The organism is Shewanella youngdeokensis, assembly GCF_033180165.1.
Lineage (GTDB): Bacteria > Pseudomonadota > Gammaproteobacteria > Enterobacterales > Shewanellaceae > Shewanella > Shewanella youngdeokensis.
In genome coordinates this window covers 764349-788405 of record NZ_CP136522.1, presented here as the reverse complement: position 1 = coordinate 788405, position 24057 = coordinate 764349, and the positions used below count along the sequence as shown (strand labels likewise).

24 protein-coding genes and 1 CRISPR repeat array are annotated in these 24057 nt (G+C 43.2%); of the genes, 6 read left to right on the top strand and 18 right to left on the bottom strand.

The window, feature by feature from the left end:
- Window positions 1-142: 142 nt before the first annotated feature.
- The 3 genes from RGE70_RS03365 (at window position 143) to RGE70_RS03355 (ending at window position 2465) form a co-directional block, all read left to right on the top strand.
- Window positions 143-1570 (top strand): coniferyl aldehyde dehydrogenase, encoded by a 1428-nt coding sequence (locus RGE70_RS03365; RefSeq protein WP_310470144.1) that lies wholly within the window; start codon window positions 143-145, stop codon window positions 1568-1570.
- Window positions 1571-1583: 13 nt separating this feature from the next.
- On the top strand, window positions 1584-2156 hold the full coding sequence (locus tag RGE70_RS03360; RefSeq protein WP_310470143.1) for a TetR/AcrR family transcriptional regulator: 573 nt from the start codon (window positions 1584-1586) through the stop codon (window positions 2154-2156).
- Window positions 2157-2243: 87 nt separating this feature from the next.
- Entirely contained in the window at window positions 2244-2465 is a 222-nt protein-coding gene (locus tag RGE70_RS03355) for a DUF1272 domain-containing protein (RefSeq protein WP_310470142.1), read from the top strand.
- Window positions 2466-2621: 156 nt separating this feature from the next.
- Here RGE70_RS03355 and RGE70_RS03350 read toward each other — a convergent pair whose 3' ends face one another.
- From RGE70_RS03350 to RGE70_RS03305, 10 genes are all read right to left on the bottom strand, one after another.
- Window positions 2622-4007 (bottom strand): sensor histidine kinase, encoded by a 1386-nt coding sequence (locus RGE70_RS03350; protein WP_310470141.1) that lies wholly within the window; start codon window positions 4005-4007, stop codon window positions 2622-2624.
- Window positions 3991-5439, bottom strand: a complete 1449-nt coding sequence (locus RGE70_RS03345) for a sigma-54-dependent transcriptional regulator (RefSeq protein WP_310470140.1) — start codon at window positions 5437-5439, stop codon at window positions 3991-3993. The genes RGE70_RS03350 and RGE70_RS03345 overlap by 17 nt, the downstream gene beginning before the upstream one ends.
- Before the next feature lie 105 nt (window positions 5440-5544).
- The gene (locus tag RGE70_RS03340) at window positions 5545-6756 is read right to left on the bottom strand and encodes an ABC transporter permease (protein ID WP_310470139.1); all 1212 of its coding nucleotides are present in this window, start codon (window positions 6754-6756) and stop codon (window positions 5545-5547) included.
- 11 nt (window positions 6757-6767) lie between these two features.
- On the bottom strand, window positions 6768-8069 hold the full coding sequence (locus tag RGE70_RS03335) for an ABC transporter permease (RefSeq protein WP_310470138.1): 1302 nt from the start codon (window positions 8067-8069) through the stop codon (window positions 6768-6770).
- A gap of 13 nt (window positions 8070-8082) precedes the next feature.
- Window positions 8083-8817, bottom strand: a complete 735-nt coding sequence (locus RGE70_RS03330; protein ID WP_310470137.1) for an ABC transporter ATP-binding protein — start codon at window positions 8815-8817, stop codon at window positions 8083-8085.
- A gap of 42 nt (window positions 8818-8859) precedes the next feature.
- Window positions 8860-9105, bottom strand: coding sequence for a hypothetical protein (locus RGE70_RS03325; protein WP_310470136.1), 246 nt, complete (start codon window positions 9103-9105; stop codon window positions 8860-8862).
- Window positions 9106-9135: 30 nt separating this feature from the next.
- Entirely contained in the window at window positions 9136-10398 is a 1263-nt protein-coding gene (locus RGE70_RS03320; protein ID WP_310470135.1) for an efflux RND transporter periplasmic adaptor subunit, read from the bottom strand.
- Window positions 10399-10756: 358 nt separating this feature from the next.
- The gene (locus RGE70_RS03315; RefSeq protein ID WP_310470134.1) at window positions 10757-11140 is read right to left on the bottom strand and encodes an MAPEG family protein; all 384 of its coding nucleotides are present in this window, start codon (window positions 11138-11140) and stop codon (window positions 10757-10759) included.
- Window positions 11141-11278: 138 nt separating this feature from the next.
- Window positions 11279-12148 carry a cobalamin-binding protein gene (locus RGE70_RS03310; RefSeq protein ID WP_310470133.1) on the bottom strand — a complete coding sequence of 290 codons (870 nt, stop codon included), beginning with the start codon at window positions 12146-12148 and terminating at the stop codon, window positions 11279-11281.
- A 770-nt stretch (window positions 12149-12918) separates the two neighbouring features.
- Entirely contained in the window at window positions 12919-13500 is a 582-nt protein-coding gene (locus RGE70_RS03305) for a hypothetical protein (RefSeq protein ID WP_310470132.1), read from the bottom strand.
- Between the two features lie 54 nt (window positions 13501-13554).
- Between RGE70_RS03305 and RGE70_RS03300 the strand changes: the two genes are divergently transcribed.
- Complete coding sequence (locus tag RGE70_RS03300; RefSeq protein WP_310472905.1) at window positions 13555-13737, top strand: hypothetical protein; 183 nt, start codon at window positions 13555-13557, stop codon at window positions 13735-13737.
- 32 nt (window positions 13738-13769) lie between these two features.
- Here the strand turns inward: RGE70_RS03300 and RGE70_RS03295 are convergent, their stop codons facing one another.
- The 5 genes from RGE70_RS03295 to RGE70_RS03275 form a co-directional block, all read right to left on the bottom strand.
- Entirely contained in the window at window positions 13770-14963 is a 1194-nt protein-coding gene (locus RGE70_RS03295) for an IS4 family transposase (RefSeq protein ID WP_310472882.1), read from the bottom strand.
- A gap of 153 nt (window positions 14964-15116) precedes the next feature.
- A complete protein-coding gene (locus tag RGE70_RS03290) occupies window positions 15117-15719 on the bottom strand; it encodes an ankyrin repeat domain-containing protein (RefSeq protein WP_310470131.1) in 603 nt (200 codons plus the stop codon).
- 118 nt (window positions 15720-15837) lie between these two features.
- Complete coding sequence (locus tag RGE70_RS03285; protein WP_310470130.1) at window positions 15838-16122, bottom strand: hypothetical protein; 285 nt, start codon at window positions 16120-16122, stop codon at window positions 15838-15840.
- A 125-nt stretch (window positions 16123-16247) separates the two neighbouring features.
- Complete coding sequence (locus RGE70_RS03280) at window positions 16248-16511, bottom strand: hypothetical protein (RefSeq protein ID WP_310470129.1); 264 nt, start codon at window positions 16509-16511, stop codon at window positions 16248-16250.
- Window positions 16512-16636: 125 nt separating this feature from the next.
- Window positions 16637-17068, bottom strand: coding sequence for a hypothetical protein (locus tag RGE70_RS03275; protein ID WP_310470128.1), 432 nt, complete (start codon window positions 17066-17068; stop codon window positions 16637-16639).
- Window positions 17069-18393: 1325 nt separating this feature from the next.
- Here RGE70_RS03275 and RGE70_RS03270 point away from each other — a divergent pair.
- A complete protein-coding gene (locus tag RGE70_RS03270; protein WP_310470127.1) occupies window positions 18394-19410 on the top strand; it encodes a hypothetical protein in 1017 nt (338 codons plus the stop codon).
- Window positions 19411-19419: 9 nt separating this feature from the next.
- Window positions 19420-21141, top strand: coding sequence for a S8 family peptidase (locus tag RGE70_RS03265; protein WP_310470126.1), 1722 nt, complete (start codon window positions 19420-19422; stop codon window positions 21139-21141).
- 347 nt (window positions 21142-21488) lie between these two features.
- Here RGE70_RS03265 and RGE70_RS03260 read toward each other — a convergent pair whose 3' ends face one another.
- The 3 genes from RGE70_RS03260 to csy3 form a co-directional block, all read right to left on the bottom strand.
- The gene (locus RGE70_RS03260) at window positions 21489-21695 is read right to left on the bottom strand and encodes an antitoxin Xre/MbcA/ParS toxin-binding domain-containing protein (protein ID WP_310470125.1); all 207 of its coding nucleotides are present in this window, start codon (window positions 21693-21695) and stop codon (window positions 21489-21491) included.
- A gap of 204 nt (window positions 21696-21899) precedes the next feature.
- A CRISPR array of direct repeats spans window positions 21900-22227; the repeat unit is 28 nt; unit sequence CTTTTCAGCTGCCTATTCGGCAGTTCAC.
- Window positions 22228-22344: 117 nt separating this feature from the next.
- Window positions 22345-22956 carry a type I-F CRISPR-associated endoribonuclease Cas6/Csy4 gene (cas6f, locus tag RGE70_RS03255; protein WP_310470124.1) on the bottom strand — a complete coding sequence of 204 codons (612 nt, stop codon included), beginning with the start codon at window positions 22954-22956 and terminating at the stop codon, window positions 22345-22347.
- A gap of 1 nt (window position 22957) precedes the next feature.
- Complete coding sequence (gene csy3, locus RGE70_RS03250; protein WP_310470123.1) at window positions 22958-24055, bottom strand: type I-F CRISPR-associated protein Csy3; 1098 nt, start codon at window positions 24053-24055, stop codon at window positions 22958-22960.
- Between the last annotated feature and the right edge of the window lie 2 nt (window positions 24056-24057).

Genomic DNA, 24057 nt, shown 5'->3' with positions numbered 1-24057 from the left:
CAATTTTTATTCTAGTGTAGTTTTTCTGCTTCGGATTGATCTTGCTCACAAAGCCGTTCAAAAGTTGACCAGCGCAAAAATCTAGATTACGATTAAACCGACTAATCAGTCGGTTTACCTTTTTGCCTCAGGAGCTTTGTATATGAATACCGCCTTTCAAGCCCAAGCAGCCGTGTCGCTGCCCCAAATGCTGATCAACCAACGTAGCAGTTACCTTGCAGAGCCAGCACCGACTTTAGACGCTAGAATAGAGCACCTTAAAAGCCTTAAAAAAGCCATCTTAAGTTACCAGCCACAACTGGTGGCCGCATTAAATGCCGACTACGGTAGCCGCTCAATAGATGACAGCAATATCTCAGACATCATGCCTTGCATTAACAACATCAATTACAGCTTAAAACATTTAAAAAAATGGATGAAACCGAGCCGCCGCCACCCAGGTATGTTGCTTGCTCCAGCTAGCGTAACCGTGCAGTATCAACCACTGGGTGTCATTGGTATTATCGTGCCATGGAACTTTCCCGTTATGCTGTCTGTTGGCCCGCTGATCACCGCTTTAGCCGCAGGCAATCGCGCTATGATAAAGCTGTCGGAGTTCACCCCAGCCACCAACCAAGTGATCATTGCCATGCTTGCCAGTATTTTTGACCAAAACCACGTTGCATGTGTTGAAGGTGAGGCAGATGTCGCCGCTGAATTTTCAGCATTACCTTTTGACCACATACTCTTTACTGGCTCAACCACTGTGGGTCGCCATGTGATGCGCAGCGCAGCAGAAAACCTCACCCCAGTGACATTAGAGCTCGGCGGAAAATCCCCGGTAATTGTTGCCGACGATATTGATATCGACATAGCAGTCCAGCGGATGATTTACGGCAAATGCCTTAATGCCGGCCAAATATGTGTCGCCCCCGATTACGTATTAGTGCCCAGCAACAAATTGAATGACTTTGTACAAGCATACCAACATCAATTTAGCCGCATGTACGGTAAAATTAGCGACAACAAAGACTACGGCAGTGTTATTAATCAACGTCAGTTTGACCGCATAATGCAGGTACTCGACGATGCAAAATCTAAAGGGGCGACCGTTATTAGCGCCAATGACGAAGCCATTAATGTTGAACGACGCAAAATACCCACTCAACTTATTACGCATACCAGTGATGATATGATGCTGCTACAAGATGAAATTTTTGGTCCACTGCTACCGGTTATACCCTATGACAACTTACAAGAGGCTATCGACTATGTTAATCAGCGTCCACGTCCGTTGGCACTGTACTTAATGAGCTTTAACCAAGACACTCAGCAGCAGGTCATGAGTCACACTCATTCTGGCGGCGTTTGTATTAACGAAACCGTATTTCATGTTGCAGCCGACGACGCACCGTTTGGCGGGATCGGCCCATCAGGTATGGGGCATTACCATGGTAAAGAAGGCTTTCTCACCTTTAGCCACGCTAAAACGATTCTTAAACGCGGCAAATACTTTAATACCGGCAAATTAGTCCACCCTCCTTATGGTGGCAAACTGCAACAACTATTAACAAAATTCTTCTTACGCTAAAGGCATGGTTAATATGCGCCGTACCGATAAAAAACAAGCCATTTTAGACACTGCGCTGGCACTGTTTGTCAGCCAAGGTTTTTATGCCACCTCCACCGCTTCTATCGCTAAGCAAGCCGGGGTAGCCAATGGCACTCTATTTCATCATTTTGCGTCTAAAGATGAGTTAATGAACCACCTTTATTTAACCATCAAACAAGAACTTGCTAATGCAATTACCACCCATGCAGCCCCCTGCGGAGAGCTCGAACTTGATGCTAAAAACCTCTGGAATGCCGCCATTAGTTGGGCGATTGAAAACCCGCTAAAACAAGCGTTTTTTCAGCAATACTCCATGTCTCCCTCAATCGCGGCCGAGATCAAGCAGCAGGCAATGAATGGCATTTTAGGCTTCATGGGGGAGCTGATATATCGTGGTCAAAAATTAGGCCTGCTGGCGAGTTATCCGCTATCATTGATGCTAGAAGGCTGTCATGGGCAATACTTAGCCGCGACACGCTACTTTATAGACCACCCAGATAAATGGCGAGACGAGACACATAAGCAGGCTAGTTTTTCAATATTTTGGAATGCGATGAAAGCTTGAAAATTTGGCAACACCCTCATGGATGAGAATAATGCTGTTGCAAACATGATGACGCCGCTTTAGACAAAAATTCAAGGGAGTGAATAGATGTTAAGAATGAAGACCGAGTGCGAACACTGTAAGATTAAGTTATCTGCAAAAGATGTAGCTTACATATGCTCATTTGAATGTACCTACTGCAAAAGTTGTAGTGAAAAAGCTCATTTTACCTGCAGTAACTGCCAAGGCGCACTGGTAATCAGGCCTCCAAGATTAATTGAGCCATTTAAAATCCCCGCGGCGGAGCTTAAAAACACCCTGTTTAGATAGCCCTGTTTAGATAGTTTAGTTAACTCAAAATTGGCACCAAAATAAAAGGTCAGCGCAAGCTGACCTTTATTGGTTCTGCATGCCGCAGCGTTCACTTTTGGCCCGCTGGCGCCAAGCTTTAAGATTAAAATATACAGCACCAATGAATCGCTACCATTATTGTGGTAACCACAACCTCACACAAAGCCCTCTTTCATCGCGGTTGTGCAAGCTTATCCGCCCATCATGCGCCTCAACGATTTCACGGCATAATGGCAACCCTAACCCGGTGCCTGATTGCTTAGTTGAATAAAACGGCAGTAATGCTTGGCGTAACACTTCGGGTGGCATACCCGCTCCGGCATCGTTAACCTCAATACAGATCCCCGCCGTACCATCAGACAACCTAGTGTCGAAAATAGACAAGCTAATATGCTCAACACTCGAACCCGATTCATGGGCATTTTTGAGTAAATTGAGCAGAACTTGTTCCATCTGGATCAGATCAAATTCGGCGCTTTCGACCGGCAACTCATGTTCGAGTTTAAAAGCGTAATGCTGCTTTAGTTGTGCCGTTAACTTAAGCCAATCTACGGCGCTTTTGGTCGGCAACGGCAACTTAGCAAAGCGGGCATAGTTAAAAATAAACTGACTTAAATGGCTAGTGCGATCCTCTATGGTATCGAAAATAAGCTTAAGCTTAGGATCATTTAGATCGCTAGTGATCATCCGACCAGAGTTAACCATAGACGCTATCGGCGCGACCGAATTATTAAGCTCGTGGCTAATAATTCGGATCACTTTTTTCCACACTGCCACCTCTTGCCGATTTAATTCACGCGTCATTTGTTTAAGCAAAATAAGGTGATGATATTGGCCATTAAGTAAAAATTGGCCACGCGACAAATGCCAGGTTTCTTGTTCACCTTCACGGTCTAGGCTTGGTAAAGAAAATAAGCCATCTTTGGGTTTATTTAATGCAGCTTCTAGCTCATCAGGCACTTGTGCCATTAACTCGCTCAACGCGGATCCAGCAATGCCTCCTCCTTGATTGAACAAGTGCCTCGCGGCATCGTTGCCGTAGATCACCCGCTTATCATCATCGAGTAACAACATCACATTAGGTGAGCTTTGAATCACTTTATCAAGCAGTAACTCACGCTGATAAATATACTGCCGTTCTTTTCTCATGGCTTCAGCCGACTCATTAAACAGCTGCGCCAACGCTTGCAGTTGCTTGTCGCCGCCAACGGGTAAGCTCACGCTAAAATCGTTATCTTTAAAATTAAGTAAACCCACTTCCAACGCCATTAAGCTACGAGTTAGATGCTGGGTTGAGACATAACTCACCCCAATAGCAAACAGCACCGCAACCACAAATATCGTCGCTAATACTTTAAACTGAGTCACCAATAACTGTGATAACGCAGAGTCAGCAAACCATAACAATAACGTCAGCCCCAACAGTAAGCCGCCAAATGTAGCCAGCGCGCTACCGACAATCAATTTAGTCCGCAGCGAGATATCCGCCATAAAGCGGGTCAGGTTATTTTTCAATGCCATATTTTTCCATGCGTCGATAAAGGGCTTGTCGGCTTAACCCTAACGACTTAGCCACGCGGGCGATGACGCCGCTATGATGGGCCAATGCTGCTTTAATCTCTGCTGCTTCATCATTAGCCATCAACCACGCCTTACTGCCCACGCTGTTATGGGTTACTGCGTCGACTCGGTGTGTGTGCTCCGTGACGGCCAAAGACTCACTGACGGTTTCAGTGAGTTGATTCATCGGTGTATAGTGAGTTGAAACATCATCGACGACCCGGTTTAACAGGCCAAAATCATCTACGGTTAGGCAACTATTTTTGCCGAGTATTACGGCACGTTTACAGGCGTTTTCTAGCTCGCGGACATTGCCCGGCCACGGATGTGCCTCAAGCGCTTGGCGCGTGTGTTGACTCATAGAATACTGACCGCCGATAAAGTGATTAACCAACGGAACCACATCATCTTTACGCTCATTTAAGGCTGGTAATGCCAGCTCAATAACATTGAGCCGGTAGAACAAATCTTCTCTGAAGCGCCCTGCCTGAATGTCTTTAACCAAATTGGCATTGGTTGCACTAATCACCCGCACATTCACTTTGCGAGTTTGATGACTTCCTAACCGTTCAAACTCTCCAGTTTGCAACACGCGGAGTAATTTTACTTGCCCCGACAACGGCAGATCACCAATTTCGTCTAAAAAGAGCGTACCGCCATCCGCCGCTTCAAATCGGCCGATACGGGTTTTATTGGCCCCTGTAAATGCGCCCGCCTCGGCACCAAAAAGCTCGGCTTCGAGCAAGTCCATTGGTAGCGCGCCAATATTAACCTTAATAAAAGGCTTATTTTTTAAATTGGAATTGGCGTGAATAATATCTGCCAGCTTATCTTTACCCGCGCCATTAGGGCCGGTAACTAGCACAGACACATCACTGCGGGCAATTTGCAAAGCAAGGTCTACGCAACGTTGCATTGCACCGCTACTAAAGACAATGCCACATAAGTCAGCGTTTTTAATCACTGCCATGCGTTGGTTATCAACCCTTGCAAGCTTTGCATTAGCTTTTGACAAATCATGTAGCGATACTAAGTTAGCCACACTGGTGAGTAACTTGGCATCGTCCCAAGGTTTACCCATGTAATCGGCGGCGCCCTCTTTAACGAGTTCAACGGCAACTTCTAACTGGGTCCATGCGGTCAGTAATATAATGGGTAATTGAGCTTGCAACTGCCTTATGGCATAAAACAGCGCCACCCCCTCTTCGCCAGAGGTGGTGTCTTGGGTGAAGTTCATATCGAGGACCACTAGCGACACATCGTGCAATTTAACCAGCGCTAAAGCCGTGTCAGGTGACAAGCAAATCAAGGTGTTATAACCGTTAAGCTCTAGCATAAGCGACAGGGCATTACACACGGCTTGGTTATCGTCGACAATAAGAATGGTATGCATAAATTATTTTTATTCTTTTATAAGGCTAGCTATCAAACTAACTGAAACCCAAAGAGAATTAAAGCCAAACTCGCTCTGGGTTATCAATAATGACCTAAGTGATGATTATACGCTTCGGGTAGCAATAGCAGGAGATATATTAGCCGCTTTACGAGCCGGAATGATCACTGCAACGGTGGTCAATACCAACAAGCCTACCACCGTCATTAGCGGATAGGTAAGGTCCAATTTTGGCAAACTATAAATGGTCATCAACTGTTGCCCTAGCTGGACTGCGGCGACCCCACCGAGTAGACCACCAGCAAGACAAATGAGGTAGTTTTCGACCAAAAATAAACTAATAATGTCGCGTTTTTTAGCCCCGAGTGCACGCCGAGTACCAATTTGTTTAGTACGGCGTTCAATATTAAACATTACCATACCGGCCAGCCCAAGTGACGTAATAAGCAATAACAACACCACCATTAACGACAATACCGTCGCCATTAACTCGTGGTTACGGTAGCTACTTTTTCGGTGGTCGCTAATCAGCTTGAACCCTTGTAGCACTCGATTTGGGTTGTCTTTATGCAATGATGCTGGAATCGCCTCTTTAAGTTGAGCAACAGCGCCTACCTCGGCGCGCACCAACACTTTAGCAAACTCGTTTACCAATTTAACGTTTAAAACAATACTATTATCCAAAAAATCACTGTCGACCGAAGCTCCCTGCAACTTATCGACCACCCCAATGACTTTAATCGGGTTGTCACCATAATCGCCAGCGTATAATGTTTGCCCCACGGCGATGTCATCCCCCCAAGTCGCGCTCGCAAAGGCTTTTGTTACAATGCCATGACTGGCCAAATCAGGGCTGCCGGTCATTACCTCTGCTTGATAGAAGTTACGCCCTTCTATCAGCTCCACCCCCAAAGTATTGAGCATGTGCTCGTCGCTATAATACAAAGCGGCACTTTCAGTATCTTTAGCGGTCTCTTCACTACTGCCGACGGTGTAACCTGACACCCAACTACTGCCACTGAGTGGCACCATACTCGTGCTAGTAGCGTCAATAACACCCGGTAAGTCCCGAATAGTTTGTATATCACGCTGGTTTTGAGACGCCAAATCAATACTGGCATCAAAAGTGTACAGTCTAAAATCAAAAACTTGCTCCTCAATGACACCAGACTCTCGGTCCATTAAGCTGAGCCGTTCGCTGATAATAAAAGTCGCGTTTGCCACTATCGCGACCGATAAGACAATCTGGATCAGCAGCAGTACAGGGCCACTTTTGTTACGCATTAACATCGTTAAAATAGGTTTGATCTGTAACATGATAGCCTCCTTTACTGACTTTTTAAGTGCACGCTTGGGTTAGTGATACATATTCGCCACGCAGGGTATATGCCCGCCAACAGTGCAGTGCAAATAGCAATGCAGGGGGCTAATAGCCACATACTCAGGTCCAGCTGCGTAAGTGCGGCTTCGAGTTTAAAATGGGCCGACAGCATATTCAGTGACCCCCAAGCCCATAACAGCCCTAACACGCCACCGCCAAAACCAATTAAACCCACCTCAACCATATGTTGTGCAAAAATTTGCAGACGACTCGCACCAATAGCACGACGAACACCAATTTCAGGCGCTCGTTTAAGAAACTTAGCCAGTAGTAGACCTAACATGTTGACCAGGCATACCAATAAAAATAACGCACTTAAGCCCACCAAAATTTTATTATCTTCGGGTACCGCCTCATTAAGCGCTAACCACTGAGCCACATTTGACAACTGGGCTGCCGCTTCGGGACTTTGAAAACGGCCTAATAGTTGTTGCTGTTCAACATAATTTTGGAGCCATTGAGCATATTCTCCCCGCTGCGTATCATTTTGTATTTCAGCCCAATACTGTACCCAATGCATTTCAGAGCTTAAACGCTGACTGTAGGTATCAACGGTTTGTCTTTTCCAGGCATGGTTACTACCCCAGCTTTGATATTCCTCTATTGGTGCTAATGAAAAGGGCACAAAGAGCTTTGAAGTCTCTTCAAAGGCACCGGTGGTCAAATCATAATATTTTGGGCTCGGGTTCCATGTTTGCATGACGCCAACAATTTGATAGGGCTTAGTGTCTAAATATAAGGTTTTTCCGACGCTGTTTTCACCCCCAAATAATTGTTGATTGAGCGCTTCATTGATCACCACTTGGTAAAGCGCTTCGGTATCAACGCTTTTATCCCACGCTTTACCATAAATAAACGGCACCGAAAACATCTCAAAAAAATCACTGTCCGTCACTCGAACTGGCTCTAACAGCGGCACGACATCAGGGTTTTCAGTTTGAATAGCTAACCCAGTAACAAACATAGCGGTTTGACGTGTCGGGATAGGACTTTTACGTAAATTAAAGGCATCTTGGTAAGTCAGTTGCGCATTAAATTCAGTCCACGTGTCTTTACCTTGGCTCCACAATTGTACCGCTAGCAGTTTATCGGAACGTTCAGCGGCGGGGTTTTCTGACATCAACTGGTACACATTTAACGTAGTAATTGTAATGCCAATGCCGATTGAAATAGCCAACACCATTAATACCGACAAAAAAGGCGTTTTCTTAATGCTGCGCCAAGCGAGATCAAGATAATAGAAAAACATAGTCATCCCTCCGTTAAGACGCGACTGCAATAGCATTGCTACTAGTGCGCTGCGCTACACTTCCCCGTTCACCTTGGTACATGGTGAAATCACAGACTTGGCCGTCAACAATTTGAATATTGCGCTGTGCTCGACGGGCTAACTCGGCATCATGGGTTACCATAATAATGGTGGTGCCAGCCTTATTAATGTCTTCTAACAGCTCCATGACTTGCCTCGCCATTAAGCTATCGAGGTTACCCGTAGGTTCATCGGCCAACAAGAAACGCGGCTCCCCCGCTAACGCACGTGCAATAGCCACTCGCTGTTGCTGCCCGCCAGATAACTGCGTTGGTAAGTGCTTCATTCTTGCTGCTAAGCCGACTTGTTCTAATGCGCGCTCAACTCGTATTTTTCGCTCTTTAGCGTTAAAGCCGCGATAACGCAGCGGGACTTCAACATTTTCAGCGAGATTCAAATCCGCAATAAGATTAAACCCTTGAAATATGAAGCCAATTTTCTGATTACGGATCGCCGCACTCTTGTTGTCGCTCAAATTAGAAATATTGACGCCATCAAGAATAAATTCACCATGGCTAAAGCCTTCAAGCAACCCTGCGATATTTAAAAAAGTGGTTTTACCTGAGCCAGACGGGCCCGTTACCGCCACAAATTCCCCCTCTTTAACTTCAAGATTAAAGTCGCGTAAGGCGTGGGTTTCTACTAATTCCGTTTTAAACACCTTGCTGATATTTTTCATGACTAACATGGCTAATATTCCCTTAATTTGTGGTTTTAACCCCTGCTGGGGTTATTGAAATAGAGACTCGGCTTTACCGTTAAAAATGCAAAGCGCAATCTGATTGATGTTGTCGCCCACACTCAACGCAACATTTGAAATGCTGGGTAAACTCATTGTGGTGTCATGCGCTAGCTCAATTAATCCAAGCCCTATAAACAGCCAATCACAGGCTCTGTCAGTTGATACTTGCACGGCAACGATCAACATAAGCAACGCTAACACGGCCACCAGTTGTGGTTTCTTATTGTTAAACATTTGCTTAATCCTTAGGTTGAAATTCATCGACTATCGCACCAGCACTTGCGCTGCGTTTTTAAAGGGCACGATACTCGAGGTCACCCATACATCGCCAGCGCTACCACCTTGAAGTACCTCAACATGGCTCATGCTACGCGCACCGAGTACGATGGCAGTTTGCTGCGCGATATCTTGCTGCATGGTATACACCTCTACCCCGCCACCGCTGGTCACAAAGGCGCCGCGTTTTACCATTAATACATTCGATCGGTGCTCCAGTAACACCCGCGCAGATAAACGCTGATTTTGACGTAGCTGTAAACTGCTGTCTTGCTCAAAGCGGACTCGGGCGCTAACCTCTCGATTACGTACTTCCGGTGAGATAGAAGACAATTTGCCAACCACCATAATGGCACCAAACGTTAATTCCACCGCCATGCCCAGCCCTAGTTCGTCGGCGTAAGATTCTGGCACCGCGAGTTCCGCTTCAAAAGCCGTTAAATCGACCACCGTTAAAATGGGTTGGCTTTGGCCTATACGCGCTTTTTGCTCTGTTAACCAATTACCGATAATGCCTCCCACTGGCGCAATAATATTGAGCGCCGCCACTTGGCGTACCAACTCTTTAACCACTAATGCTTGGCGTTCTACTTTTAATGCGCTGTTTTTTAATTCAAAAGTTAAGGTGTCTTTCATTAACTGTGCTTCTTGTCCCGCATGGGCAAATAGCAATTTGGCTTTATGTAAATCGTCCTTACTTTTTTCAAAATCTATTTTGCTGATTAATTCTGACTGGATCAGCTGGTCGCCTCGACGACTTTCACGGTCGGCAGCGGCTAAGTCCACCTCTGCCATGTCTAGCGTTTGCTGCGCTTTAAGTTGCTCTCTACGGGCATTTAAACGCGCCCGCTCCAATGAACTTTTCATCCCTTCGAGCACTGCTTCTTGCTGTTTGAGACTATTGGTCAACTGATGGCTTTCAATGGTTGCCACTATGTCACCCGGCTCGACTCGATCGCCCGGCTTAGCGATTAACGTGACACTGCCTTGTGCAGGGCTATAAAGCACCGGCGCGTTGGCGGCCACAATTTTGCCTGTAGTGGGAATATCACGAATAAGGGTGCCGCGCTCAAGCGTGTCGAACCGCAGCTCTGAACGCTTAATCGATGTGGCGACCGAATCATTATCAATACTGGCCCACACCACTGCAGAAACTAACATCACAGCCAGCCCCAGTATAAGTAGGCGTTTAAACTGGCCCGCTTTACTAGGGGCTTTGAAAGTGTCTTGTGCACTGGTGTCTTGGATCATTTATGGTTCCTATAGTGTCCGTTATGGGCAAAATAATGCGCTCTAAACTGAGCAATACCATGATTAATACAAACAGCGTGCCAAACTATAAAAAGACTTTAATAACAGTAACTAAAAATAATCACATCAAATTACAAGCAAAAAGTGTCCGCGGCAATATGAACAAGTGTCCGCAATAGTAATGACTTAGAGTGTCCGGTTACAACTGACAGCCGCCAGCACTAAAGTATTCACTTTAAGTGCTGGTGCATGAGTGGCGGGTAAGAGATGAAACGAATTTTGCGCTTATATCGCAGGTTTAACGATTGCGTTAACTATCGCTTTAATCATCAATGGAGTTATCGGCTAACAACCTGCTTTAGAATGCTTGGCTAAAAATAACAAAGCTGGCAATGATGCCAACAAACCAAGATAGGCTGCGCAGCGTCCCTTTATTTTTAAGGTAAAGAATGTGGTATGCCACCCGTGCAACGATATGCACCATAGCGGCAAATTCAGCCACCAGATTAACTTTACCGGTCGCCAGCACAGCCAACACCGCACAGGCAAAAATGAGTAACGATTCAAACGAATTTTGGTGCGCCGCAACGGCCCTTGCTCCCATCCCTGTTAAGCTTGCTTGTTGCTCTCGTGGATGGTTATTGTCATACGGGCCCTGCTTTGCCATTGCTATCGCCACAGGCGCTTTAGAAAAGTAAGGCAGTAACATGGCTAGCATTAAGCAGATAAGTAACGTGGTCATAAAAAGCTCCTAAGGTGTCTTGGCCAAATTTAATACTCTGCACCATAACATGACAAACGGCATAAACAACATCACGCACACCATGCCACCTTTAGCCCCAGTTCACCAAGGTTATAAGATGTTCGACGGCTGACAGGGTTATCTGGCCTTATCAAGTGCATCGCATAATGCCGCCACCCCGAGTAATGCTCGGGGTGAAGCGCGATGCAATAAATCAGCATTAAGCTGATAAATATGCTGCTGTTTAACCGCGGGGATTTCTGGCCATGCGCTCCAATCAACGCCTAAAACGTTGCCGTCATCCTGACTTTGTAAAATGATATCTGGCTGCTTAAGTAATACTGTTTCTAGGCTTACCTGAGGGTACTCATTTGGTGCATCAGCAAACACATTATCGCCATGACACACCGTTATAATCTGTTGGATCCAGCTATTTTGCGCCACCGTCATTAAGGGCGTTGACCACAACTGATAAAACACCGGCACCAGTTTTTTATCCGCATTATAGTCCCTTAGCTGCTGTAACTGCTCAAGGTATGTTGTTGCCACATTATGCGCATTAACTTGTTGGCCAGTAAGGCGGCCAAGTTGCACTAATTCATCTGCAATGGCCTCTAGGCTTTTGGGGTTACTATCAAACACGTTAAACCCTAAGGCTTTGATCCGCTCAATATCATCAAGCTTATTACCGCCCGCCCACACCACCACTAAATCGGGTTGAAGCTCTAACACTCGCTCTATTTGAATTCCGTGATACCCGCCAATACGCGGAATTTGCAGTGCCGCTTCTGGGTAATCAGCATAATCTGTAGTCGCAATAATAGACTCGCCAGCGCCAATGGCGTAAAGCATCTCAACCGCATGGGGCGACAATGCCACAATACGTTTAGCTGGAGGGTTCGCACCAGGTTCGGTAGTTAAAGAGCCTTCAAGGGGAGTAGCAATCACCGAGGTCGATACACCAGTAAGCAGCACTAACGCAGATAGCAATTTGGGGAAAATAGTCATATCACTCTTTTTATTATATAAATCAGACAGCAAAGATTAGCTAAGCCATTAAGGCAGTGGAAAAATGATTATACACCAGTTGCTAAAGTTGGTACTGCATCTGCAATTTGGGCTTCTCTGTTATTCGAGTGGCCTAGGTGCATAATAATATACACGCCTTGCGCATTCATCAGATTTTATTCGTCATCGCGCGCATTAATAAGTGGTTGATTTATCGTTGTTTGACGATTGAAATCAAGGCGGCCGCTTATCAAGCGACAATAGCTGTATGTGCTTTTATTACGGCTAAGACACTAGCACTTTCTAGCTCACTTTTGGGTAAAAGCGCGTTAGGGTATTGCGTCTGACCAACCTAGAATTCATTAGAAAAAATACCGTAGTTTATTCTAAAGCCATCATTCGCAGCGTCCTCATCCCCCCTGAAAGATACGAGACCTGTCCTCAGATTCATGGGATTTTCTAAATTCTTGAGAAGTGTTTAATCGTGTCAATTAATTGTGACTTTTGAGCAGGGGAAACCCATTCTAAATAAAATAGGTAACAACATGATTCAGCAAGCGTTATTTGGTGTAAGTTACTATTCGTTCCAGTTAAAAGCTCAAAGCAGGCAGACTCTAAGCTGTGCTTAGAAATTTCATTGTTGCCAGTAAAGTTGATTTGCGGCTTATCTGTATCATCTTCAAATTTCCAGTGGCACTGTTCATCTAGATTGGCTAGCAATTGTCTAAAAATAGCTTCAGGTATTTCGTATTCTATTCGTAAAATTGACGCTAAAGCGATAAGGTTATGCCCCAGAAACCAGACTGTTTTAGCACGCTTTCAAGTACTGTTTGAGCATGAATATTTGTTGGTTTGATATAATCTTCACAAAGTGGGTATGACAGGTGATTATTACCGTAAAAAGTTGCAGTAACAAACTCACAGAAGCGTTCAATGAACCGAAGCCTTTGGTTTTCTGTGCTAATAAGAGGCCAAGCTTGTTTAAACGCTATAAGTACTGATACATTGTGAGTCAGATATTCATTTTGCTCTGCACATTGCTCAATGTAATAAGCAAAAATCTCGTTAAAATCGTGTTGTTGAAACCAATCTTGCATTGTGAAGTAGGCGTATGGATAAATAGCATGGGCTAAAATCCAGTGACGCCTGCGCGCTACAGGTTCAAAAGGTCCAGAGTCAGATTTTAGTATCGTTAAATCAACATTCGGCTCTTCTAACGCGATTAGGTTTTCGATTTTCATCCAGTCTGTTTCAGGCCAAACAAATTGATTTTTTAATGACTTGATTGCTAGATAACACTTTAGCGCGTGTTGCTGATGTATAGCCGCGATTCTTGTCAGCGCTTCATCCATGCTTGCATAATCCTTTTAAGCTACGTTGTACGGCATAGGTGTTTTGTGCCATTAATGATGGCTGTCTTTGTAAATTCCCTGTTATGTACCCCGCTTCAGCCAATAGAGGATATTCGCCAAGCAACCAACAAAGGCATGGCAATTGGGAATGATAAATTTAAAGGTGGGATAGAAAAACTCACAGGAAACAACATGAAACCAAAGAAAATGGGACGACCCTACAAAGCAAAAAATTAAGTTTACTCTGACCCTGAGGGATCCCCACGAATTTAATAGCTTGCTTGTGGATCCCGAGCTAAGCCTTGCAGTGTATTAATAGCCGTTCGCCAATGCGACTTCAGCAGCCTCAACTTTCTGTCTTTGTATGCTCTCAAGCCGATAAATTGGTTTGAGAGCACGTTACGGTGCTTTATTGAGTTCGCTTGATATTGCCTGTGTTTACCTGCAGCTTTGACGGCTAAACCTAACAGATAAAGGATAAACTGAGATAGGCAAGCAATGAGTAGTAATACGCTCAATCTGCTCGCTATTCGAGTACCGCTATCATTCATTCTCAGACCAGTTTTAACATCTCTAAAGCTTTCTTCTATTTGCATCCTTGTCGCATAAATCTTAACGATTCTTTTGGCCGTAGCACTTGAGTTACAAAGTGATGTAGCTAGTAACCAAGGCTCTTTTTCTCGTTCTGCACTTGCACGAGACCGCTTATTTCGCCTAGCTTTATCACCTGTTGCAGTTCTATCCTTTCGTCCTTTAGACTCGCGTTTGAAGATAACCAAACGAGAGCTGAAAGAAGTCTGTTCACCTAAAAAGTAGACGCCAAGATTTTTAGCTCTAGAGCTTGCTTGAACATAGAGTTTTTTGACTGGGTACCAATGATGAACGGCGACTTTTCTGCAGTGTGTTCTATTTCTAAAGCGGCCTACATAATCCCAATCAAGAGACAGAATCTGCTTAAACCAAGGGATACGAAAGCCTGCGTCAGTTACGATGATAGGCTTGCAGTCATTGGGCAACATAGCCTTTAGTTTTGTCATGAATAGCAGGTGAGTTTTCGGCTTCTCTTTTTTATTGAGCGGGTATATTTCTTCGTAGAGTGTTAAAGACCGTCCTTGAGCCGCGAGTGATGCCCGTATGAGAAAGCTTTGCTTGCGATCATCAAGGTCTGACCAATCAATGTGAATAATTGGCTGCTTCATTGTTCCGACTAACAGGTAGGCCATTCGGGTATAGATGAACTCGATATCACGATGTAACTTGGTGTTACTGCAAAGCCTGTCTACACGCTTAATTTTATGTTTTTCCTGGGCTTTACTATCAATGTCGCGACCAAGGCCAGTGATTGATAAAGAGCTACCATTCATTGAACTTTCGATTGCAGAAAACAAACTCTGTCGTCGAGTTTTGTGCATTAATGGGGTGACAAGAGAGAGGCATTTTGATAAAACTTGTTTCGCATTCATGGCATTTACTCGTGGTAATTTTTGTTTGGCGATAAATTTGATCACCAAATGCCATGAATGTTCCTCTCTTTTTTATCTATCTCATTATTTATTCATATCTTTTTGTGGGGATTCGTCAGACTCTGACCCCACTTATTCTGCTTCATTGACTTGTTAGGTATTCTTTTCACCTACTAGTGCAACAAACTTGAGATACCAATCGTGATATTTACTTCCCTTTTTGACACCTGCATCACCAAACTTTTCAAGCATATCAATAGGGGTGTAACCCCACTTGTCTTCAATTTTCAGTGACGCACCATTTGAAACTAGGAAAAATGCAATGTCATAGTTTTTAACAGCTATAGCAGTATGAAGTGCCGTATTTCCATTTTTATTCTGGACATTTAAATTGGCTCCATATTTTACCAATAACTTTACGTTTTCAAGCCGGGAATGCTTTGCCGCCTCAATAATTACAGAGGTGCTTTTGTAACCATCAAGAATGTCAGGATTGGCACCATGTTTTAAGCATAGAAGCAAAAACATTGAGTCCTTGTGAACTGCGGCTTGTTCCATAACCACAGGTCTGTATTGTGGGTCGCCATTTTCGTCTCTGTAGTTTGGATCTGCACCTTTAGTTAAAAGCTTCTCAAACTGTTTTAATTTCCCATTTTGAATAGATAACAAAAGATCATTATTAATATTCGAGCCAAATGCATTACAACTCATAATTAAGATAGTTATTATTACACTAAAATATGACGCTAATCTCATTGAATACCTAACGCCAAGCTAAGTGGCGTAAAATGCATGGCTATAATTAGCGAAGAATGAGCGCAAGCCATGCTTTTTACGTCCACTTGAGCGCCTTGTTATGTGTAATCTATTGAATTTATATGCTAAAAGCAAACCATAAAATGCAAAGCACCGGAATTACAATTGGCATGATAGCTAGAGCAATAAAGTCAGAAGTTTTACCATGCTTTTTAGCTTTGAAACCATCTCGAATTGAAAGCACTACAATTAATATGAATACCAAACCAATATAGGTGTTTGCATGTTTAAAGTCGCCAAGTGTAGAAAAAACAAACAGCGGACCAAGAACGGAACCTATCCACGCAAATGCTACGCCTTTTGCTCCAATAAAAGTTATATACGGATCTCGATTCATACTCATTTACACATAACGCCTATATAAACTGTGTAAAGTATGGAGTATTTTTGGCGTACAATCAACGCGAAGCGTACACGCTAAAAATGCGGAATACTTTGCATCAGTTTTAATATTCTTGTTATACGTTTCTAGTTTGGAATTTTACTAAGCCAGTTTTTAATAAAGCTTAGAGTGCTTTCAATTTCATATTCACAATACTCTAATTCAGAAAATTGACATTGAGTTAATTGATATTCAATTTCACGAATATTTTCAATCAATTCGTAAGGCATTGACTCAAGAGCATCACCATTTAACTCTATTACATCTGATAATTCCTGAAGACTTATTTCACCTTTTTCAAGTTTAAGAATTGAATTGTGAATTCTAGTTTTGATTGATAAATTTGACATAAAGTACGTATAACGCCTAATTAACAGGCAAAAAATTGTTGGCTAAAATAAGTGAACGGAGTGAACAAAAAGCCAACTGTTTTTTGTCCTTGTTTAATTTCTTGTTAGGTATTTACTTGAACACGTTACCTTTTTTGATAACGAACCTCAAATTTACCGTTGTCTGCTTTTATATAAACAGGCTTTGTTAATGATACTGATTTGTAGTTATCTAAGTCTTGAGACAGTAATTCAGAGTTATCGTACGTTACCAAAACATTAGGAATACAATTTTTTAATTTATCATGCACCTTAGTTAAAACAACTGAAGGTAAACCCTTATGTTCTATATGAAGATAAGAATTAACATTACTTCCAGAAATATTCATATCAAAATTCACAAGCTCAATACTTTTAATTTGAGGGATTTCTAATTCTTTTAAGTTTATTGCACATTCAGTTAATACGGGAATTCTTAATATCCCGTAAGCCTCATCTTTTGCTCCATTTATTGAAGCTTCTCCGCATGAAGTGAGGAACAATAAAGCGATAATGAATAGAATAGATTTGAGATACATGCCGATCCTTGAACTAAATACCTAACAGCTTATTCATTAGTCGCTCGATAACGTTCCAAGCAACTCGTTAAATTTTAAATAACTTATCACCGCTAAGATATTGTTGCAAATAGATAATTTATGAATTCAGGCTGCATAAATTGCCTTGTTGAGTGGGGAGAAAGAGAGCCTAGGGTGTTCAATGGGTCCGTGTATCACTTTTTAACATTTGTCATAGTGCTGATTTTTATAGATTTTGTTAAATGTTAAAAAATTATCGATGCCTAGCAGCACTGTTTTTGGCATCTTTATTTGCGCCAAAATCGGTGTTTTTACTCATTTTTAGTTATACCTGTACAAATATTCAGCTGCACTTCAACCTACATGAGAATACGTAACCCACGTTTAACTTAAAGCTAACTCACTTTAGGGCATAAGTGAAAAAGCGCAGACTCGTTGACTCGAAAATGGACAGAAGCTAGCAGGTGTCGCTGCAAGTATAACCTGACATAGGTCGCTTCCGGCTTTCAATAGCTTAGCTAAAAAATATAACCATATACTGACATAAAATATAACCATAAACTGACAAATTAAAGCTGTCACACCTAAGGGATGGCCGCTACATGTTCTTTTATTACGGTTAAAACACTCGCACTTTCTAGCTCACTTTTGGACAGAAATCATTTAGAGCAAAAGGTCTAAAGGTAGGTCGTGGGATTAGTAAATGTATGGTGTTCGAATAAAGTTTACACTGACCCCACATATCCCCTGACCCCACATATCCCCATATCCACTACACCTCTACCTACGAATACCTCGGATTTACTGACTTATCTGCCTAATCTCCTTCAAGCGCTGAGCAAGGTGAAGTGGTCAGCTAATTTTGGCCACTATCTTAGGATTTTACGCATAATAGAACTGTGTTATCCCATAACTAAATTGAATGCCAAGAAATTAATATTTTTTAAGTATGTATTTCTTAAAAAATGCATTCCCCCTCTTTACGGTTTTTATCTATAAGAATTGTCCACCCATAATTAGCACTTAAATAATTAAAACAGCCAGACAAAAAGGACTATAAATTAAGCCCCCTAAGGCAGTGGAAAATATCTCAAGTCGCTATTTAATTGATACATTTATCTGGCTTGTTTTAAATTGTGTGATCAAATGCGCAAGTGTAGCGGTAACTTTATAATTTTCGAGGGCATTTCAATCATTTCAGTTAACATACTTTGCACTACAGGGCTCACGCCAATTAACAATTAACACTCAATAATTGGTTCTACTGTTAGTTCCCTCATTTATCGCAACAGATGATGCGACTCCCCACTCTTTAGGATTAGAAAATGATTAAGTTACACACATCTTTACTCATTAGTTCAATTGCTCTTTTAACAGCCTGTGGCGGTGGAAGCGAGGACGAGAGCACGCCTATTACGACTCCAATTCCTGCACCAGAGCCTGCACCAGAGCCAGAACCTGAACCAGAGCCTGAACCAGAGCCTGAACCAGAGCCTGAACCAGAGCCTGAACCAGAACCTGAGCCAGAACCAGAACCAGAACCAGAGCTGAACTTTGCAATGTCTACTCCAAACGGCTCAATTGCTACCGTTGAAAACAGCATCGCATCAGTGACGCTCAACTACAAAGAACAAACGGGCAACGTTTCACTGACCGTCAACGGCATTGAAGCAGTGAGTGATTTTGCGGACGTTACATACACTATCGCTGACAATGTAGTGACATTTAACTTTGCCGACCTTGATATGAACATTAACCACACGTTCACCATTCGCGGCACTGACGGAGACGATCAAAGCTCAAGCGTGAGCATCGCTGTTAATGTAGAAAATACATCAATGTTACCGAAAATCGCGGCGTACAACACGTTAGCCAGCACGCTAACAACAGATCTAACATTGAGCAACGAACTCGCCGTTCTAGGTGCTATGGGAAAACTTGGGGTTATCACCAACGCATTCACTAATAGCCAATTCCAAGCAGCGGTAGAGGCAGCACAACCAGACCTTAATAGCAGTGCGGCTACTGCAATTAGAGCAGGTTTCACTAGCACACCATCAAGCGAAACTGTCTTAGATAAGCTACTTAGCGACACTATGGCGCAATATGCTCAACACGCCGAAAGCACTAACGAACAACTAACCCTCATACAAAGCATGGTTAGTGACATTATCCCAACGTTGCCAGTAGGCACGTTTTACATCACAGAAGAAGTTGGTCTCAGTCAATTTTACGGTAACCCCGCTATCGGTAGCGGCGAACCATACAAATTCAACGACGAATACGCCTTTATGACAAGCATTGTATTCAACGAACTTCAAACTTGTAACTTAGGCGAGTAGGACGAAATTATGAAAAAATTATTAGCAATCGCAGCAATCGGCATGGCAACCATTGCCCCAGCTCACTCAGAAGTTATTCGTGTAGTCGTGTCAGACGGCCAAGCAGCTAACGCTATGAGCACCATGTCTGCTACATCGAACGACAAGTGCGTTACGGCACTAGAAAGTGGCGAGAACATTTGCTTTAAAGGACGCCAACAATTAGCGCGTTCAATGAGCATTTCGGCCGCTAGCCAACCACAAAACCCATTCTATGTATTAGAAATTAACACCGAGAGCACTGCGGAAGCAGATTTACTCAACACACTTGCGGACACTGGTTGGTTCAAAACGGTTGACGCCGACACGCTGATGAAGAGTGCAGAAGCACTTAATGACGAATATTATTTTGACCAAACATACTTATATGACGATCCAACACTGCCTAATGCGCTCAACTTTGAAGCAGCCAATGATCTTGCAGCTAACACAGGTGATGCTGTACGTGTAATGGTAATTGACACTGGATTCTTTCCGGTTGACTATGACATGGTTTATAACGAGGGGTATAGTTTCACTGACAGTGGCTACGCTGAGATTGGAACAGACTTTTTAACTGAACTTAGTATCGAAGAAAGACCTCACGGAACCAATGCGGCGTCTATTATCGCTGCACAACGCAACAACACCGATGGGATAGCTGGGGCGTCAGACAACGTACACTTGTTTGCTGCAAAAGTAGGCATTTTGGGTAGCGCATACTCATTTGCTATAGCTAATGCTGTTCTGTACGCTGCACAAGAGCTAGACACCTCAGCGTACCCAGATCTCGAACCACTAGCCGAACCAATGGATGTGATTAACATCAGTATGGGGACGATTAAAGACGATTGCTCTTCTTTTATGGTTTACGCAGTGAATAAAGCTCTTGAGAAAGGGATCATCGTTATTGGTGCCGCTGGTAACCTCACTGCGAATGCAAAAGACTTCTACCCAGCATCATGTGACGGTGTTATTTCAATCGGCGCTAGCTCAGAGCAAAGCGACCTGTCTTCATTCAGTAACTACGGGGATTCAATCTCGGTAGTAGCACAAGGCGAGTACATTTATGCGCTAGCCCCACAAGGGAGCACATATTCAGTAATGATGAACGCGGGTACCAGTTTTTCTGCACCACTTATCGCAGGAGCCGCCGCCATTGCGAAGCGAGTAGACAAAACAATAAACCCAGCAGTTGTTAAGTTCCTTATGGAAATGACAGCACGCCCACTCACGGACACCTTATGTGCAACGTTTGGTTGTGGCTCAGGCATGTTGAATGCAACCGCATTGACTCAACAAGTCATTGACCTTAAAACTGGTGACCAACCTCAAATCACTCACGCTCTTAGTGATGAAGATGAATGTACCCAAGATTGGTTTGTGACACACTTTGGCGACAAAGCGCCACTATGCAGCATGTACAAGGTTAACTTCCTTAACGGACTTAGCAGTGAACGTAACACATTCAAGTTAAGCAAAATCTCTAAGGGTACAAGCTTCACGGCACACGTTGATGATGGTACCGCAGAAATGCCAATCACTATCCTATCAACCAAAGAGGCCGAGACATACATCAACGACCTAGACGCTGACACATACGACTACGCTTACCAGTTCTGCTCAATGCAAGAGGGGGAAATGACTTGTGAGCCAAGTTACATCGCACTAGACACCAGCCTCACCGCTTTACCTAAGGCTTGCGCCAAGTAATTAGCAACCAATCACAAGAGCCGACTATTTACTCTTAAATAGTCGGCTTTTTCATGCCCAAATCACAGGGGGAACTACGCTCAAACCACTGTTTTACGACTCGGTCTACCTACCTTTTAATCACACTTATTGGAACCTAATGGCCACCGCAAAAATTAATTGGGTCAGAGTAAAATTTAGCGGTGTCATTTTCGAAAACAGAAATAACACATGCTCCAACCTTTGGCTCAAGCCTGTCATCCATAATTTGATTTTTTGTACGCCAAAAGACTATGGTTCCAGAGTTGACGAAATCACGAGCCAACTCACTTTGGGGCAAAAGTGTGCCAGCTTGATAACCCTGATATTCAAGAAAACTCTCCCCACTCCATTTTATTGAGCAGTTCGTTGACCTGCTTACGTCCTTCCGGAGATCCGAGTAAATCGTTGGGCTTTTTGTTACCGAGTGCCGGAACGTCACTGTTAAATAATGATTCGGCTAGGTTACGGTCGCCTTTATAAATATCACAAGCTTTTTGAAGAAGGTCACATGCACTAAGATCTTTTGTAGCCATAAAAATCACCATTTCATTAAAAGGTTATTGATGGCTTACATCCAGTTGAAAAAGAGTATCACGAACAAAAAACATAACACTAGGTTCGTCACATCATTCTCCTAGCTTTTCAAATAAAAAACCTCTTCTCATAAGAATAAGAAGAGGTTTTGCTGCCTATTCGGCAGATATCAAAGCATGATTAATTGGCTATACTTCACTGACATTTTCAGCTGCCTATTCGGCAGTTCACCCACATTTGCGCCTACTCGTGCTCTATCGATGCTTTTCAGCTGCCTATTCGGCAGTTCACTCGTCGCCAAATGTCTTTCTATTGCTAACATACTTTTCAGCTGCCTATTCGGCAGTTCACGAATTAATGCGGATGGTACGGATCACTCATCACTTTTCAGCTGCCTATTCGGCAGTTCACATTAGAAATATCAATAGGCACGCCGCCGAAAGCTTTTCAGCTGCCTATTCGGCAGTTCACCATTTGATTGTAAGTTTTGCAAATATGACTTACTTTTCAGCTGCCTATTCGGCAGTTCACTATCAACAATAGCCAATAAACTCTTTTTCTTCAACGACTAAACCAAGAATTTTCTTTTTACCCTATCGTCCTGCACCATTTGTTAACCCAATACAAAACAACAAGTTACTAGTTACCCTATAAATAAGGTCTAATCATACTAAAATCAGGAACCGTACCTTTTAGTACCTTATTCGTAGCTAATCCATATTGGCTAAACTCAGCCTCTTCACGCTTTTGGACACTTTCTTTTTGAACATGCAAAAGAAAATCTTGTTCGGTACTTGTACTCGCTATTGCTATGCAATGAAAACGAACTAACTCTCTCGGTTCACCGTTTTTATTTGGATTAAAAACTTCCCCTCTTGCTAGTGCCCGTTTTTCTGAACGTTTTAATCGTCTTCTAGTTTCACCAACAAATATTTTTGCAATACCTTGATTGCGCTTAAATCTCACCTCTGCACAACCATCTGGAACTGCTTCAATATTACCGATGCTAAAGAATCCACACTCTTCCATATCTTGAAAGTAGTGTTGCTGACTCAACTCTTTCAACGTATCGACATCAGTATGAACAAAAGCAATCAAATTGCCGATTGATGCATCCGACCAAGCAGGAAAACTGACACCAACCCCCTCAATCTCATGCTTACAAATAAAGCCATGCATTACTGAAATACATCGCCCAGTAAGCAACGCTAGGTTTGCTTGTTCTGGTAAAAATTGCACCATAAAATAGTAGCGCTTCATATCAGGCCTTCATAGGTGTTGTTTTAGCGGTTCTGGGTTCGGCTTTTGATTTACTTTTAGCTTCTGCTTTTTTCTGGAACATGCCGCCCTTTATTAACACTGCAAACAGGTAGTAGATATTTGGGCTAATAGAATATTCATCCTCAGCTAGCTGTTGCTTAAGCTCTGCCAGATAGACCTCAGCATTGATAAACAAAGAATAAAAGCTCTGCTTAGATTCGGGAGCGCGGCGCGCTACACCTAACTCTTTGTCTGCACCATATTCATGAATACGTAATCGTTTGGAACCGTCAACATCCCACCAATCATCAATTAATTGCAGTGCAGCACCGATTTTTACCGAATTAAAGCTCACAGCACAACGACCATCTACACACTTCACTTTAGCAAATTGTTTTGAGGCTTCGCCCTGTGCCGCCTTTTCGCCAAAAGACTGGCTTGGGTAGATCTCTTGGCAAAAAGCCGTTTCAATTTTTGCAGTGATATTGGCATGCCAAAATACTGTTGGATCAGCTAACGCTTGATGAACCTCATGACTTAGCTCTTCTAATATTTTCTGAGCCTCATCAGGCCAACGACTGTCCCAAGCAAGTTGCCGAGTGTTAGCTATTTGATAGCAATTACCTGAGCTAGTTTTAATATCTATTTGAGAGTTCCCCGTATTTTGGTTACGCCAAAGCCATGTGCCTAACAACACGTTTTTACAATATCGAATAGCTAACTCTTTGTAACCGCCACACGCTTTAAATGTTGCAGCGAACTCTTCAAGTAAAGCGAATACTGTCGGTTCGCTGCAACCGGCTGGTTTAAGAGAGTTAGCTTGTACTCTTAATGAGAAACGGCAATAAATATGATCTACATTTGGCGGGACGTAGCACTCTTCAAGGATTAGGGGGTTACAGTGGGCTAGATCTTGCGGTGCTAAGTTTTTGGATTTGAACTGAGGAGTGAAGGCTTCAGTAAATCCCGCCTTTTGACCTCGAATTCGATTGATTTCAGCCTCAAGAGGGACAAAGTCACTTTCTGCTGTTTTGTAAAAGAAAACTGCCTTACTTGGGTACAAAGAGCGGTCGTACTTTAAAACATTACATAACTCCATAA

What these genes read in the sequence shown, in the direction of transcription:
- RGE70_RS03355 (WP_310470142.1), top strand. Translation starts at nt 2,244, where the DNA reads ATGTTAAGAATGAAGACCGAGTGCGAACACTGTAAGATTAAGTTATCT.
- RGE70_RS03260 (WP_310470125.1), bottom strand. Translation starts at nt 21,695, where the DNA reads ATGGCTACAAAAGATCTTAGTGCATGTGACCTTCTTCAAAAAGCTTGT.
- cas6f (WP_310470124.1), bottom strand. Translation starts at nt 22,956, where the DNA reads ATGAAGCGCTACTATTTTATGGTGCAATTTTTACCAGAACAAGCAAAC.
- RGE70_RS03340 (WP_310470139.1), bottom strand. Translation starts at nt 6,756, where the DNA reads ATGTTACAGATCAAACCTATTTTAACGATGTTAATGCGTAACAAAAGT.
- RGE70_RS03365 (WP_310470144.1), top strand. Translation starts at nt 143, where the DNA reads ATGAATACCGCCTTTCAAGCCCAAGCAGCCGTGTCGCTGCCCCAAATG.
- RGE70_RS03335 (WP_310470138.1), bottom strand. Translation starts at nt 8,069, where the DNA reads ATGTTTTTCTATTATCTTGATCTCGCTTGGCGCAGCATTAAGAAAACG.
- RGE70_RS03275 (WP_310470128.1), bottom strand. Translation starts at nt 17,068, where the DNA reads ATGTATCTCAAATCTATTCTATTCATTATCGCTTTATTGTTCCTCACT.
- RGE70_RS03290 (WP_310470131.1), bottom strand. Translation starts at nt 15,719, where the DNA reads ATGAGATTAGCGTCATATTTTAGTGTAATAATAACTATCTTAATTATG.
- csy3 (WP_310470123.1), bottom strand. Translation starts at nt 24,055, where the DNA reads ATGGAGTTATGTAATGTTTTAAAGTACGACCGCTCTTTGTACCCAAGT.
- RGE70_RS03305 (WP_310470132.1), bottom strand. Translation starts at nt 13,500, where the DNA reads ATGGATGAAGCGCTGACAAGAATCGCGGCTATACATCAGCAACACGCG.
- RGE70_RS03270 (WP_310470127.1), top strand. Translation starts at nt 18,394, where the DNA reads ATGATTAAGTTACACACATCTTTACTCATTAGTTCAATTGCTCTTTTA.
- RGE70_RS03300 (WP_310472905.1), top strand. Translation starts at nt 13,555, where the DNA reads ATGATGGCTGTCTTTGTAAATTCCCTGTTATGTACCCCGCTTCAGCCA.
- RGE70_RS03295 (WP_310472882.1), bottom strand. Translation starts at nt 14,963, where the DNA reads ATGAATGCGAAACAAGTTTTATCAAAATGCCTCTCTCTTGTCACCCCA.
- RGE70_RS03310 (WP_310470133.1), bottom strand. Translation starts at nt 12,148, where the DNA reads ATGACTATTTTCCCCAAATTGCTATCTGCGTTAGTGCTGCTTACTGGT.
- RGE70_RS03265 (WP_310470126.1), top strand. Translation starts at nt 19,420, where the DNA reads ATGAAAAAATTATTAGCAATCGCAGCAATCGGCATGGCAACCATTGCC.
- RGE70_RS03285 (WP_310470130.1), bottom strand. Translation starts at nt 16,122, where the DNA reads ATGAGTATGAATCGAGATCCGTATATAACTTTTATTGGAGCAAAAGGC.
- RGE70_RS03360 (WP_310470143.1), top strand. Translation starts at nt 1,584, where the DNA reads ATGCGCCGTACCGATAAAAAACAAGCCATTTTAGACACTGCGCTGGCA.
- RGE70_RS03345 (WP_310470140.1), bottom strand. Translation starts at nt 5,439, where the DNA reads ATGCATACCATTCTTATTGTCGACGATAACCAAGCCGTGTGTAATGCC.
- RGE70_RS03350 (WP_310470141.1), bottom strand. Translation starts at nt 4,007, where the DNA reads ATGGCATTGAAAAATAACCTGACCCGCTTTATGGCGGATATCTCGCTG.
- RGE70_RS03280 (WP_310470129.1), bottom strand. Translation starts at nt 16,511, where the DNA reads ATGTCAAATTTATCAATCAAAACTAGAATTCACAATTCAATTCTTAAA.
- RGE70_RS03330 (WP_310470137.1), bottom strand. Translation starts at nt 8,817, where the DNA reads ATGTTAGTCATGAAAAATATCAGCAAGGTGTTTAAAACGGAATTAGTA.
- RGE70_RS03325 (WP_310470136.1), bottom strand. Translation starts at nt 9,105, where the DNA reads ATGTTTAACAATAAGAAACCACAACTGGTGGCCGTGTTAGCGTTGCTT.
- RGE70_RS03315 (WP_310470134.1), bottom strand. Translation starts at nt 11,140, where the DNA reads ATGACCACGTTACTTATCTGCTTAATGCTAGCCATGTTACTGCCTTAC.
- RGE70_RS03320 (WP_310470135.1), bottom strand. Translation starts at nt 10,398, where the DNA reads ATGATCCAAGACACCAGTGCACAAGACACTTTCAAAGCCCCTAGTAAA.